9 protein-coding genes are annotated in these 14,293 nt (G+C 56.8%); 5 read left to right on the top strand and 4 right to left on the bottom strand.

The genetic code is table 11. The annotated features are described in order from the left end of the window. Window positions 1-36 precede the first annotated feature (36 nt). Genes K2Q04_RS22020 through K2Q04_RS22030 form a run of 3 tightly spaced genes read left to right on the top strand, consistent with a single transcriptional unit; the run spans window position 37 to window position 5,378 of the window. On the top strand, window positions 37-654 hold the full coding sequence (locus K2Q04_RS22020) for a hypothetical protein (RefSeq protein ID WP_291167818.1): 618 nt from the start codon (window positions 37-39) through the stop codon (window positions 652-654). A gap of 2 nt (window positions 655-656) precedes the next feature. Beyond that, window positions 657-2,789: a 3'-5' exonuclease gene (locus tag K2Q04_RS22025; protein ID WP_291167821.1), complete on the top strand. Its 2,133-nt coding sequence runs from the start codon at window positions 657-659 to the stop codon at window positions 2,787-2,789. A gap of 6 nt (window positions 2,790-2,795) precedes the next feature. After that, window positions 2,796-5,378, top strand: coding sequence for a GNAT family N-acetyltransferase (locus tag K2Q04_RS22030; protein ID WP_291167825.1), 2,583 nt, complete (start codon window positions 2,796-2,798; stop codon window positions 5,376-5,378). Window positions 5,379-5,588: 210 nt separating this feature from the next. Here K2Q04_RS22030 and K2Q04_RS22035 read toward each other — a convergent pair whose 3' ends face one another. After that, on the bottom strand, window positions 5,589-6,533 hold the full coding sequence (locus K2Q04_RS22035; RefSeq protein ID WP_291167827.1) for an AraC family transcriptional regulator: 945 nt from the start codon (window positions 6,531-6,533) through the stop codon (window positions 5,589-5,591). 152 nt (window positions 6,534-6,685) lie between these two features. Between K2Q04_RS22035 and K2Q04_RS22040 the strand changes: the two genes are divergently transcribed. Then, entirely contained in the window at window positions 6,686-6,949 is a 264-nt protein-coding gene (locus K2Q04_RS22040; protein WP_291167829.1) for a hypothetical protein, read from the top strand. 1 nt (window position 6,950) lies between these two features. Here the strand turns inward: K2Q04_RS22040 and K2Q04_RS22045 are convergent, their stop codons facing one another. After that, window positions 6,951-9,413: a PAS domain-containing protein gene (locus K2Q04_RS22045; protein ID WP_291167832.1), complete on the bottom strand. Its 2,463-nt coding sequence runs from the start codon at window positions 9,411-9,413 to the stop codon at window positions 6,951-6,953. Between the two features lie 900 nt (window positions 9,414-10,313). On the opposite strand from K2Q04_RS22045, the gene K2Q04_RS22050 reads away from it, so the two are divergent. Next, window positions 10,314-11,792, top strand: a complete 1,479-nt coding sequence (locus K2Q04_RS22050; protein ID WP_291167835.1) for a PAS domain-containing methyl-accepting chemotaxis protein — start codon at window positions 10,314-10,316, stop codon at window positions 11,790-11,792. 53 nt (window positions 11,793-11,845) lie between these two features. On the opposite strand, the gene K2Q04_RS22055 is transcribed toward K2Q04_RS22050, so the two are convergent. Continuing rightward, complete coding sequence (locus K2Q04_RS22055) at window positions 11,846-14,104, bottom strand: VIT domain-containing protein (RefSeq protein WP_291167838.1); 2,259 nt, start codon at window positions 14,102-14,104, stop codon at window positions 11,846-11,848. Beyond that, window positions 14,061-14,293 (bottom strand): hypothetical protein (locus K2Q04_RS22060; protein ID WP_291167841.1); only part of this gene is annotated, 233 nt, incomplete at its 5' end. The genes K2Q04_RS22055 and K2Q04_RS22060, both read right to left, overlap by 44 nt.

A 14,293-nucleotide genomic window follows, 5' to 3' on the forward strand; every position in this document is an offset into this window, starting at 1 on the left:
GGCTGGTGTGTAAAGTATGGCTATGCACGACGCGCCGTGGCGAACGCCACGGCTTATTTTGACAGCTATGCAGCGCGTCGACTCCTGGAGAGGCATAGTGCTCATCGCAGTACAACGGCATGCTTCGTCAATCCCAATGCGCGATGCCCCGTCTGCGGTGATCCGGTCTTCTACTACCAGAATGCATTCGGAAGCCGCGTCTTCTTTGACGAACTTGGGCCGCCGTGGCCAAAGCACCCCTGCACAGATCAGAAGCCGCAGAACATCGGTTCGGGCGGTGCAGCATTCGAGCGGCCGATTCGACGGGCTCGCGGCCTAATGTTGGAACTCGTCGAGGCTGCACAGAAGGCGGCATCCGAGGGTAATGCAGTTGCCGAATCGGCTGAAGCCACGCCGTGGACTCTGATGGAAGCGAGCGAGATCCATCGCTCAGGCTGGCGGAACGACGTGCTGGCAGAGTTCATAGGCGCGGACACCAAGAAGTGGATCAAGTTTTCTTTTGATTCCGCGAACGAAACCATGAAGATGGGGGACATATTTAACCTGCGTGATTCTGAAATTTCATTGTTTGACCTGATTAAGATGAAGCCCCGGACCTACAAAATCACCATCATCGAAAACAACGTCACGGCCGACGATCGGCAGGTGGGATAGTTATGGAATTCCGCATCGCCGATACGTTCACGAATGCCCTCAGCAAGCTCACGCGAGACGAGCAGAAGGCAGTGAAGACGTCTGCGTTTGACCTGCAGACCAACCCTACGAATCCGGGTCTGCAGCTTCACCGCATCGACGCATCCAAGGACCCCAACTTCTGGTCCGTACGAGTCAATCGCGATATACGCATCATCATTCATAAGACCGCGCAGAGCTTCCTCCTCGCTTATGTCGATCACCATGACGACGCCTACCAGTGGGCGGCGCGCCGACGCATCGAGGCGCATCCAACAACTGGAGCCATCCAGATCGTCGAAGTTCGCGAGCTTGTCGAAGAGCTGGCTCCACGCGCCTATCAACAGCCATTGGACCTTGGCTCGTCAGGCGATCTGACGCCACCGCCTTCCATCGGTACGGCGAGGAAGAAGCATGCGGTGGTGATAACGCCGTTCAAGATGCTTTCGCGCGATGATCTCTTGTCCGTTGGTGTACCTGAGGACTGGATCGGCGACGTCAACGCGGCATCAGAAGATGGGTTTCTTGATCTGGCGATTCACCTGCCGGGTGAAGCTTCCGAAGCCCTTCTCGAATTTGTTTCGAGCGGGGTTCTGAAGAAGCCGGTACCGGTTGCCGTCAGCGATCCATTTGCACACCCGGATGCGCTACGCCGCTTCCGCGTTGTCGAGAATGTCGAAGAGCTGGAGCAGGCACTTTCCTATCCCTGGGATCGATGGATCGTTTTCCTGCATCCCTCGCAACGTGACCTGGCAGAGAGATCCTTTTCGGGGCCGGCACGTGTCGCAGGATCGGCCGGCACCGGCAAGACGGTTGTAGCTCTTCATCGTGCCCGAAGACTTGCGCGCTCACCAGAGTCTCGTGTTCTGCTCACCACGTTCTCTGAGCCGCTTGCGTTTGCGCTTGAGCGTAAACTGCGAATACTGGCTGGAGAGTCGTCCGATGTCGTTCCTAGGATCACCGTCGGTTCATTCGCGGGGATTGCCCGAGAACTCTTTCAGCTGGTTTACGGCGGTAAGCCCTCTATCGCTTCCGAAGAATTGGTCAGGAGCTTGCTCGTCAAGGCAGCGGCAAAGATTGGCGGTCCTACAATCACTAAACGGTTTTTGGTTTCGGAGTGGACGCACGTTGTCGACGCCTGGCAGATCAAGACCGCAGCAGAGTATGCAGACGTCCCTCGACTTGGCCGCAAGAACCGAATGGGCGCAAAGCAACGCGAGCGACTGTGGCCCGTTTTCGAGTCGGTGATCAAAGATCTCGATGCCCGAGGGCTGGACACTGAAGCCAGCATGTTTCATCGGCTGACCAAACACTACTCGGCACGGACCGATAAACCGTTCACCAATGTGGTGGTGGACGAAGCGCAGGATCTGGGCGTGCCGGAGTTGCGTTTCCTCGCCTCGATCGCGCCTCAAGGGCACGACGCACTTTTCTTTGCCGGAGATCTTGGTCAACGGATCTTTCAACAGCCCTATTCGTGGAAAGGTTTGGGCGTCGATGTCCAAGGCCGCTCCGTCACGCTCAAGGTGAACTATCGCACCTCGCATCAAATCAGGGAGGCGGCCGACCGGCTGTTCTCTGGTCCGGTGACTGACGTCGATGGGCGGCAGGAAGATCGTAGAAATACGGTCTCCGTGTTCAACGGACCGACGCCAATCATCTCTTTGCATGACACGGAGGAGCAAGAGGTTGCAGCAGTTTCGGCATTCATCACGTCGGCTATTCTCGAGGGTACACAACCCGAAGAGATCGGTGTCTTCGTGCGGACGCGCGAGGCACTAGGACGCGCCCGCGCCGCTGTCGAGGCATGTGGTATGCCAATTTCCGAATTAACGCCGCGGAAGGAAGGTCCAGTCAGTGCCGTACGGATTGGCATCATGCACCTTGCGAAAGGGCTTGAGTTCAAGGCCGTCGCGGTGATGGCGTGCGATGAGAAATATCTGCCTCTACAAGAGCGGATTGAAGCGGTTGCCGACGAGGTTGAGCTCGATGACGTGTATGCGACGGAGCGGCAGCTGTTCTACGTCGCCTGTACCCGCGCACGAGACCACCTACTTATCACCGGCATCCGGCCAGGCTCCGAGTTTATCGGCGATCTTGGCGGCCATGGTAGGTGATGACCGATGGCGAGCCAGGCAAACGTGCTGACGTCACCTAAAGACGTTTCAAAGCATTGGGATTCCATTAAAGCAGTCACGGACGCCAATAGGGAGTCGTTCGGATTCAATCCTTCCGGCGCGTATCAGCAGGCGATCGCGCGAGGGAAGTTATGGGTCGCGGTTGATGAAAAGGGAAAATATCTCGGCCACCTCATGCACGGCGGGAAACCGTCCAAAGAATTGCGTATCTTTCAGATCTATGTCGATCCGAACAGCAGAGGTGCGGGTGTTGCCAAGACCCTGATTGACGCGCTCGCAGCTTATGGAGAAGAGCTCGCCTGTCTGAACCTTCGCGCCGATGTTGCGCAAGACCTTAGCTCGGCGGTTAAATTCTGGCAGTCGGTCGGCTTCTGCGCTCTCGCGCCTCGCCGCAAGAAGAATGCTACCGGTCGCGAGGTCTTGATTTTCTACAAACGTCTATCGACACCCAGCTTGCTGCCGAGCGATGAACTGCCGCTCAGCATCGCGACGCGAAGCTACGGTGAGAATGTCGACACCTACGTGATCGACCTCAACATCTTTTTAACATTGCTTAAGAAGCGCGACACCGAAGAGCTAATAGCGCAGATCATGCAGGCAGCTTTCGCGGGGGAGTTCAGTCTGTTCGTTACGCCTGAATTCCAAACTGAACTGCAACGCGAGCGCAGGAATCCAGATCCCGTTTTTGAACTGGCTGAAGCGACACTGCCGGTTCTTGATAAGTTGGATGGGCGAGAGTTTCAGGCCCTGCAGGCTGAGATACGCGGGATCGTGTTCCCGGACCGGAGTGCCAACCGTAAAGGCGCAACACAAGACGCATCGGATTTGCGCCACATTGCGCATTGCGTTCAGAACTCGATAGCTGGATTTATCACGAATGAGGGCGCGCTTCTGAGGGCGAAGGAGAAGCTTCAGGAGAAATACGGCCTTACAATCTATTCACCGCAAGACTTCAAGATTGGTTATCTCGCCAACGCTCAGTCGGGTAGCCTGGCTGTTCCGCTGTTCAGTCCAGGCGGATCGGTCAGCGTATCTGCATTGAAGAGTGCTAATCAGGTCCGGGGATTTCTCGACGGGCTTGAATTGGCATCGCAAGATATCTCTAAGATCGTCGCAAAGAGCTCCGCGCGTGGAGAGCACGACAAGAAAGTAGTTGCTGTCGGGGATGATGTGTGTGGCGTGTACGTGTCGCGCACGAAGGGTGCGAAACACGATGTATTAGAAGGCTTCTTCCTGTCGGGCGGTGATTTCCCGAACCGCGAAGCTGTCTTTCAACATCTACTCGAATGCTTTGTTCGACATGGTCAAGCAGTGAGCGCGAGATCCGTAGTGTTCCACGTCCGCGAAGCGGATTTCGATCTGGAGAAGACTTGCCTCGAACGAGGCTTTCTGCGCGCTACGACCGCTCTCCCTGGAATGATCGCGCTCGCCAAGATCCCATGTCCGCCACTTGTCACCAAGTCCAACTGGTCTGACTTCAGGGCTTCGTTCGCCGAGCAAACCGAAATTGAGCTTCCCCGGCTCATGCCATCGGTGCGGATGAACACGGCGGGAACGCCAATAATCCAGGCAGTGAAAAAGGGTCAAGTCTACGACGCCGAGTTGTTCAAGCTGGAGACGCTGCTGTCTCCGACCCTTATCATGCAGCCACAAAGAAAAGGGCTGATTCTGCCCATAACCCCAACCTACGCCTCGAACCTTCTATCGCGCTCTGAGGACCTGCTTCCCTTTCCGCTAGAGGAGGAGGCGTTGTTGCGCGTGGAGAAGGCCTACTATCGAAAGCCCAGTCACTCCAACGTTCTGTCTGTAGGCAGGCCCATCCTGTTCTACGAGTCTCAGTCGGGCAGAGGCGTCATAGGCTGCGGTCGTATTACCTCGGTAAAAGTCACTAGCACTGATAACGCACTCAAGCTGTACCGACGGTACGGTGTTTTGGATGCACAGGCTCTGGCCGACTACGCCGACAAGAGCGGTCAGGTACAGGTCATCAAATTCGACAGCTTCAAAGAGTTTCAAAAGCCAGTCTCGATGAAACGTCTTCACGAGCTTGGCTGCGCCAAAGCCAATCTGGTCGGTCCCGAAGTCATCTCAGACGATCAGCTCTGGCGCATCTGCCACGAAGGCATGGGAATCCACGTTCGCGATGTGCTGATTTCGATCCAACCGGATTTCGTGGCGAAGATATTGTCTGGAAAGAAGACGATCGAGCTTCGGAAGAAGCCCTTCCCTGCAAATGGTGGCGTCCGCGTATGGATTTATTCTACCAGCCCCACAAGCGCGATCGAAGCAACCGCCTTCGTTGAAACCGTCGATTGCGACACGTCGGAAAATATCTGGAACAAGTATCAACACAAGTGTGGGGTGTCTAAAGCTGACTTCGACGCTTACTTCGACGGTGCCTCAGAAGCCTATGCGATTAGCATCACTCGTCCGCGTAAGCTCGATAGGCGTTTCAAGCTAGACGACATCAAGAAGCTTTTAGACGGTTTCACGCCGCCTCAGTACTATCGGTACGTCGACCACGACACTGAGCTATTCGATGCGTTGATTTCGCGAGCTAGCACCTGAGAGGAGCTGCGAACTACGGTCTTGCTCCTAAGACCCCTGCTGATTTTCCGTAAGTTACATTATCACTCTTATAGAAATTGCAGTCCCGATCGGCTCACCTGCCTCGGGCTTGCTTGAGAACTTGCCGAATTCAGAAGCAGCTTGGGCCTGCTCGCTTCGACAGTCTGCGCGACCGACGAAATCAAGCGGATCTGTATCGATTGCTTAAATCTATCGAGAGCGCTTTAGCGTTTCTGAAGGGAGCTCGCCAAAACGTTCGCGATATCGCGCAGCGAACACGCTCGGTTGAATGAAGCCGCATTGCCAGGCAATCGCCGTTACCGTGTCGTTTGAGGTCGCTGCAAGTAGCCGCACGTGGGCGTTATCAAGTCTGCACTGAATGAGAAACTGAAGAGGTGAACAGCCGTACGCCTTTCTGAAACTCAGCTGCAGGACGCGAATGCTTACGCCGAGAGTGTTGGCCACATCCGCGATCCTCAGCGGCTCGTCGGAATGCGCTACCAGGTAGTCCCGTGCGCGAAATGCGATCTGCGGCGAGCCGAATAGCTCGGAGCCGTTCGTATTGAAGTTGGACAGTACGGTTCCCAGAACCAGGTTTGTAAGGAGCTCCGCGAAGCTTGCAATGGCGAGCTGGCCGAGATTGGCGCTCGCCAGAAATTTTATCTCGTTGAGGGTTGCAACACTGCTTCTGACAAGTGCGGCCCCGATCGGGGAGGCGAGGTCGACGTCTCGAGGAAGAGATTCAACGTCGAACTCCTTGCCCATAAGGGCGACAGCCTGGTCCATCAGGATTTTGGGATCGACTTCTATAATTTGAGAAATTGTATGCGGGGCGACCTCGATCGCAAATCGATCTTGCTTTCGGATCAGGTTGGCATTGAGGAAGGGGCGTGCCGTTACCGGTCTGCCTCTGGCGAGCGTCTCGGCTGCGCCTGAAACAACGAACCCTAGATGAAAACTCTCATTGTTAGTGGCGCTGAAACATCCGCCTGATGTTGATATCCGGGCGAGCCTTACGGCGTTGAAGGCAACACAGGAATGTCGATAGTAGAAATCACGCGATCGACCATGATCACGCACCGCCACATCCGAAAAAACTCGCTTGAGGCCTTCAGTATGTTCATGCGGATCAACGGATTCGTTGTCGTCGATCAACACTCCATCTGCCGCATTTCGCATTTTGTGCATGCGTTCGTATTCCGAATATATCGCGATCGAGAATCCTGACTAACATCGCAGTTACGTCCGACTGGGCATGTCTTATATATTCGCGCGTCGTCCTTTATCAGGTCGAAACGGGGCACTCTATGCCATTCTCAGTTACGGCAGACAACCACTACGCCCAACTTTGCGATCGCGTGGATGAATTTGTTCGAAAGCATTTGGAGCGAGGAGACTACCCGGCATCGGTACAGGCGACGGAGCTGGTTTACTTGGCCGTTGCTGCGGCTTTTCCCGGCGAGTACGACGTCCTTGCGACACTACGCGACCGAATGCTCGCGAACGGTCTGCTTGCCGAGGCCGATACCGGAGAGGACATTTTTGTCGGCATCCGCCTCAGGCCTAGGTGAGTTATTCGGATACTTCGTGCTTCATTTCGGTAGGCAATGCCCGTGTAGGCGGCAATAGCGCAGCCAGGGCCTCGGCGAGCTCCGCATGAATGAACGGCTTGGTCAGGCGTGGGAGCTCAGCTGCTATACCGTCGACGTCCGCGTAGCCTGAAATGATAAGCACGGGAAGGCCAGGATGGCGCTCGCGCAGTGCCCAAACCAACTCTGTCCCTGGCATTCCGGGCATCAGGTGATCAGTAACGACCAGATCGGCCTGCAATCCATTTTCAATCGCGCGGATCGCTTCTTCAGCTGATGCGGCTTCCACCACCTCGTAGCCGAGTTCGGAAAGCATGTCTGCCGTGCTCATTCGAACTAATTCTTCGTCGTCGACAACGAGCGCCGTCCCGCGCGCTGGTGTCAAATGCCTCTCGTGCGCGATCGCGGCCTGCTCAGTGGCTCTGTCAGTTTGCGGCAGCCACAGTTCAACATTGGTCCCAAGTCCTGTCTTGCTCTTGATTAAAAGCGCTCCTCCCAGCTGCAATGCGAGCCCGTGCGCCATCGATAATCCAAGCCCGGTGCCCTTCCCGACACCCTTGGTCGAAAAGAACGGTTCGATGGCGCGTGAGAGGGTGATCGCGTCCATACCGGCGCCTGTATCAGCGACTGAGAGGCAGACGTAATCGCCGCGCTTAACGCCAGCTCTTTCAGCGTCGGCTGACGTTTTGGCAGTTACGGTTATCCGCAGAGTACCCCCCGCCGGCATGGCGTCGCGCGCGTTAACTGACAGGTTGAGGAGCGCCATCTCAAGCTGGTTGGGGTCGGCAATGGCCGCCGGAAGGTCGTCACCAATTTCGACCACGACTTTGATCTGCGGTCCGGTGGTGCTGGCTACCAGCTCCGCCATGTTGTTCACGAGTTGACTGAGATCGACCGCTATGGGCTGCAGGGGTTGGCGACGTGCGAAAGCAAGCAATCGTTGAACCAGAATTTTCGCACGCTCTGCTGACTGCGCTGCGCCCGATATCAAGCGTTGCTCGCGTTCGCCGCCGAGTTGCTTGCGCTGCAGCATATCGAGCGCGCCTACGATCGGCGTAAGAAGGTTATTAAAATCATGGGCAACACCACCCGTCAGACTACCCATCGACTCTAACTTTTGGCTCTGGCGAAGCTGCGCATGAGCTGCCTCAAGTTGTTCTGTCCGGTCGACGACACGCGCTTCGAGAGTTTCGTTCAGCTCACGAAGCTCTTCCTGTGCGCGCTTTCGAGCGGTGATATCGATCGCCGTGCCGGCGACGCGAACACACCTCCCTTGTAGGTCGAAAGTGCCCCTGCCCTTCGCAGCCACCCATCGGATCAATCCGTCATCCTTGCCGATGGTTCTGTACTCGACATCGTACAAAGCGCGCACAGCGGGATCCGCGGCCGCCATGTACGCTGCGCTTGTGGCTGCGCGGTCGTCAGGGTGCAGGCCGTCGAAAAAATCCTTCATTGTGACAGATGCGTTCGATGAGATGCCAAACAGCTGTTTGGTGCGGGCGGGCCAGACCAGCACGTCGTTTATCGGATCGACATCCCAGAATCCAATCTCGGCGTTCTCTGTCGCGAGCCGCAAGCGCTCTTCTGTCTCCCGCAATTCTGCTTCGCCCTGGCGGCGTTCTGTAATGTCGAAGCTGGCACCTGGAAATCTCAAAGGCGTGCCGTCTGGCGCCAATTTACAGCGGCCTTCCGCTAGCACCCAGCAATCCTTTCTGCCTGGCTGTACGAGCCTGTACTCTTCGCTGAACAAATCTCCGGTACGGACTGCCTGAGCAATGCTCGCTTGCACGCGGGGTAGGTCTTCCGGATGGATAGCCGTAAAAAACGTTGCTACCGGCGCTCCGGCTCGCGCCGCTTCTGGATCAACCCCATACAGATTGGCAAACTGCTCGTTGGCTACAACGCGGTCGTTTTTAACATCCCAGTCCCACGTTCCGATTCCACGCCCGCCTGACAATGCCAAGCGGAGTCGCTCATCGCTCTCGGCCAGCTTTTTTGCAGATTCAACTTGGGCAGTTGTTTCGGTGCAAACCACGAGAACTCCTCCCACACCGTGTGGAGCAGACTCATCGTCGATCGGGCTATAACCGTACGTCCAATAAACGTCGTCTCGGACACCGTTGCGAGTGATAGGCACGAGCTGGTTCTCATGCCAGGTAGCTCCCTTTCCAGTTGAAACCTGATCGATCTGCGGACCAATGACATCCCAGATCTCGTCCCACACCTCGCGCGCGGGGCGGCCGAGAGAACCGGGATGACGCTCCGCGCCGATGGATTGACGATACGCGTCGTTATAAAGGCATGTCGCCGTTTCGCCCCAGAATATGTACATCGGATGCCGAGTGTTCAGCAGGATGCGCGTTGCCGTTCGGAGACTTTGCGGCCATTTGTCGGGTGTCCCAACAGCCGTACGCGACCAATCCAGCGAGCGCATCAGCTCACCCATCTCGCCGCCGCCCGCTAGGAAGTCTGATGGTTGGCGCATTCCGGTGGGGGCCCTAATACTATTAATTTCTTCCAGTCACTGCAGCTGCCTACTTTTGCGCCGACCGGTCCAACAGCGCAAGTTCTTGCACTGCAGAATATAAAACATGGCGGCTAGTTGCGAGCTGATCGATTGCATCTATTGGCAAATGTCATCTTGGTAGCGCTCGTCGACTGAGATGGGCGTCTCTCGTCCTGCCGGAAGGCGCAGCCGGGCCTAGTTCAATTTCAGTATCGCTTCCAGATGCTTCAACTGCATCCGTCGACCCGCATGTTCTGCAAGTTCGCGAACCACTGATCGGCAATACATCTGCACAATCATATGATCTCTCCACATGGCGAACCAGATATCGGCTGTCGCTGCGCCGGCGCTCTGAAAAGCGAATAAGCAGCGATGCGCCTCGCCTTATGAATTTGCGGTGTTCGTCGTGTCGAGCGGATGTCGTCGACGCTGACCTCAAAAAACCGGCCCACGATGTAACGTCTTCGATCCGGTCTGCCTCGCCGGAAAATAATTGTCCTTGATGGTTCACGTGTCTCAACTAATCAGCAAGGACCGATATAATGTCGTCCACATTGCAGAAGCGCTACTGGCCAGGCGGGCATTGAGCGAGGCCGCGCTTACGACGCTCGTCGGAGCACCAACGCCGAGCGATTTAGAGCTCTATGGACCAGAAGCAGGGCGAGCGCGATCCCAGTGCGCGGCGGAATAATCTCCACTTGGTCCAAACCCGCACAGGAGCCTCTACCGCCCCGGCATTGCTGGTCTTGCGCAGTTCGCGAACGCTGTCAGCGGCGCTTTTTTTGTTAACCTTCGCAGGACATCCTGGGTGTGAATGTGATTCGTTGTAGGATGTCCGCGATGTTTTCTTTGAGCTCCGAAACCCAGGCCAAGATCAACGCACTCGATCGGTCACAAGCCGTGATTGAGTTTGCGATGGACGGCAGCATCATCACTGCCAACGCCAATTTCCTTAAGTGCGTGGGCTACGAGTTAAAGGATATCGTCGGCAAGCATCATCGCCTCTTCGTCTCTGCCAAAGACCGGGAATCCAAAAGCTACAGCGATTTTTGGGCGGCCCTGAATCGCGGGGAATACCAGTCAGCCGAATTCAAACGGATCACAAAGTTCGGAGCCGAAATTTGGCTGCAGGCGACCTATAATCCGCTGGTCGACCGCTCGGGCGTCCCATACAAGGTCGTGAAATTCTGCACTGATATCACGGCGAGCAAGCTTCGGACCGCCGACCTCGAGGGACAAATCGCGGCGATCGAGAAGTCTCAGGCCGTCATCTCATTCACGCTCGATGGCCACGTACTGTCAGCGAACCAGAACTTTCTTGGAGCAACCGGGTACACGATGGAGGAGATAAAAGGCCAGCACCATCGGATCTTTGTCGACCACGAGCAGCAACTGAGCAGCGAGTACCGCGCATTCTGGGAACGGCTAGGCCGCGGCGAGTACCAGGCCTCGGAGTACAAGCGTATTGGCAAAAGCGGCCAGGAGATCTGGCTGCAGGCGACTTACAACCCCATCTTCGATCCGTCCGGCAAGCCCTATAAGGTCGTCAAGTTTTGCGTTGATATCACCCAGCAGGTGCAGGGCCGCTTGCGCAAGGCGCAGCTGCAGCTGGGCATCAATGATGATCTGTCGCTGATAGCGTCTGCCGTCGAACGGACGACAAATGAAGTGGAAGCCGCTGTCAGTGCTGCATCTCAGACGGCTGGCAACGTTCAGACTGTGGCATCTGCCGCCGAGGAACTGGTCGCTTCCGTGCATGAGATCAGCAGACGGGCGAGCGACGCAGCAACCATCACGGCTTCGGCCGTCGACCAGAGTTCGCGCACGAATGAAATCGTCACCTCCCTGTCAGGCGCTGCTGACCGTATCGGCGAAGTCCTCACGCTCATCAACGCGATCGCCCAGCAAACCAATTTGCTTGCGTTGAACGCGACGATTGAAGCGGCCCGTGCCGGCGAAGCCGGCAAGGGCTTTGCCGTTGTCGCGACCGAAGTTAAAACCCTGGCAGCCCGCACGGCTCAGGCCACCGCCGAGATCGCGACGCAGATCACAGCCGTGCAGGATGGCACCGCCAGCGCCGCTGCTGCCATTGCGTCGGTTGGGCAGATGGTCGGGAAGATTGACGAGATTGCATCAAGCATCGCCGCTGCCGTGGAGCAGCAGGGTGCCGTCACACAGGAAATCTCATCGAGCATGCAGACTGCCGCGTCCGGGGTGGCCATGATCTCGGACAACATCGGCCGCATCCATGCGGCGGCATCGGAAACAAGACATGCAACGGCCAAGGTCAAGAACGCGTCGCGCGAGCTTGTAGCGTAGGCAAAGACCCGGTGACGCGCCCTTTTTCATTAGCCAGGGCGCGTCTGCGCCGATCACGGGGCGAGTTTGCAAAGGAGCATTGTGCCCTCATTCGTGAGGTACAGCCACGACTCCATTGGCATTTTCTTCCAGAGCTCCGTTTCCGCTTTCCCGGCGTACAGATCCTCGCATTTTACTATGCGAGCAAGGAGACCGAGGACCGTCGCCACTGGCGACCTTCCAACGCCGTTGGCCGTGGCGAGCATATCCGGATGGTCAGCAAGACGCTGTACCGCTTCGGCAACGTCGTCGCCTAGGCCCGAAATATCCCCTTCGATGAGCAGTTCGAATTGTTCCTCCCATGGGATGCGTCTGGCCAGTAGGACTGCCGAATTCGGCTTAGCGATGAGCTGCGGCCTAAAGTTGTCTTTCTCTCTTTGTCTGGCTGTTCGCAGCTTTGCCGCTTCGAGGATTTCAAGTCCTGCTTCGGCGATCTCGGTTCGCACTGCCGGCTTCAGGCCTTCGAGCACGCGATGCTGCACTTCCTCGGCCGCAGTCTCATCTTGCTTAGAAATTTCCGCGAGGATCCAGAGCTGCAGAATATGCGGCTCTATATCCAGTTTTTCTGCAGCTGCGGGCAGACGCGCATCGCGGTGATCGGCTACGTCGTCCTCGGAAACCGCAAACGGCTCCCGTTCATCGAGCTCATGCCAGTCCATGACCGCCGCAAGATCATGGTATCGACTAACTTTTGGCGTCGACGGCCCGGCACTAAAGGTCGTACTTGCACGCGCTCGATAATTCATCATGGCGCAGCGTGACGACTGCACTGGCGAGTACAGCGGAAGCTTCACCATTTGGGGAGGTGCTTTGCGCTGAACGCCGTCACGGTCGACAAGCACAAGGCTTGTCAGATGCGTCACAAGTCCCTCGGTGACGGCAAGCCGAGCCGCCTCGTCGTCCGACAGAGACGTTAGCATCAGGCTTGCCGCATAAGCGGCGACCGCCCGGTTGCCTTGCTCCATGGTTTCGCTGCTCGAAGACTTCCAACGAGCTATAACCTTCATGCCGCCGCGCAGGGTTTCAACGCCCGGCCCGGACGACCGCTGCGGTGCATGACGCAGGTGACCGAGCAGGTCTTTAAGGGCAGAGGCTATATGAGACTGTTCCACTGGCACCAGAACTTGCCCTGCCGTTAAGGCGGCTAGGTGCCCGACATTGGCCTCAAGGCTGTCGTCGCCAATCAGGGCGACGCTGAAGCGCGTGCCGGATCGGGCAAGAAACTGGATCGGCAACGCATGGCTCTTCCCGTCAGTTATGAGCAGGACGTCCTGCAATTTGCGTTCTGCCTGCGCCGCCATGATAGCGGCCCCGATTTCCGTCCCGCCGCCGGGCGTGCGCATGTGCGCAAGGATTTCGGACCAGTCTTCTTCCGGCGTTGCTCCGACCCGAACCGCGTCATCCTGGAAATCCCAAAGCTCGACGTGGTCTCGCGTTCTAATGTTTCTACTAATTCCGCCTAGCGCGTCTCGTACTACGTCAAATTTGGTTTTAGAGGCATTGTTCGACCATGCTTCGTTCATCGATCCTGAGCAATCGACGAGAACGGCCATATTCAGCGGGCTCTCGCCTGCTACAGCCGGAGTCATCTTCAGGCTCACATGGCGACCATCCGCTGCGACGCCCTTGAGCTCTCGGGGTTTCCATCCCTCAACCACGATATCTATGGGGGCATTCAACGAGATTATTTCGGGGACGCCTACCATCGGTCGTCCGTTCACTCGCAAAGTACCGGTGTCGATCGTTGCGTTAATCGTTGCCGCCTGCGGGGCGTCTGAGTGTACGAGCTCATCGCACTCAAAAAGATTCGACCTCCCGTAGATATCTCCGACTGTCGTCGGTACGCGAAGGCTGATTATTCCGTCTATTGCGCTCAATGCGATAGCGAAGCGGGCCGTCACGGCGATGTCAGCTCCGGGATGAAGCTGACCCAGCGAAATCTGGTGAATGCCCCGGAGAACTTCTTCATGCAGGATGGTTGTGTGCCCTGCTTCCACTGCGTCTTCGTAGGTGTCCCTTGCTTCGCCCTTAGCTTCCGTAACGGCACGTAAAACGCGACCATCAATGCGGGCTTCGAGTTCGTAGAGCACGGCGTGGATGGGGAGAGGAAAGGTCAGCACCCCTTCGATGCTGTGCGCTTCGGTGTTTCGGAACGTCCGGGTCAGCGCGACGTCGGCAAGGCCGCCTGAAATCCAGACGGCGTAATGCGTCCTTGATAGCGGCGATGTTCTAGGAACGGGTTCGTTTTCGTATAGCCGGTTTGGCTTTGCCATCTCGTTCATGCTCCACAAAGAGATCGACGAATACCTCGCGTGCTCGCTCGGTCAGGGCGTTCACGTCATGCTTGCTCCCTAAAAGGGAGGTCTCGACATGGAGTGAAATGCCGGGCCCGATCGAGAAAGGAACCGTCGAAACTTCCGAGGACAAGACCCGGATGGCCTGCGGCGGAAGCCCCTGCTCCC

Source organism: Hyphomicrobium sp. (assembly GCF_019753045.1).
Lineage (GTDB): Bacteria > Pseudomonadota > Alphaproteobacteria > Rhizobiales > Hyphomicrobiaceae > Hyphomicrobium_B.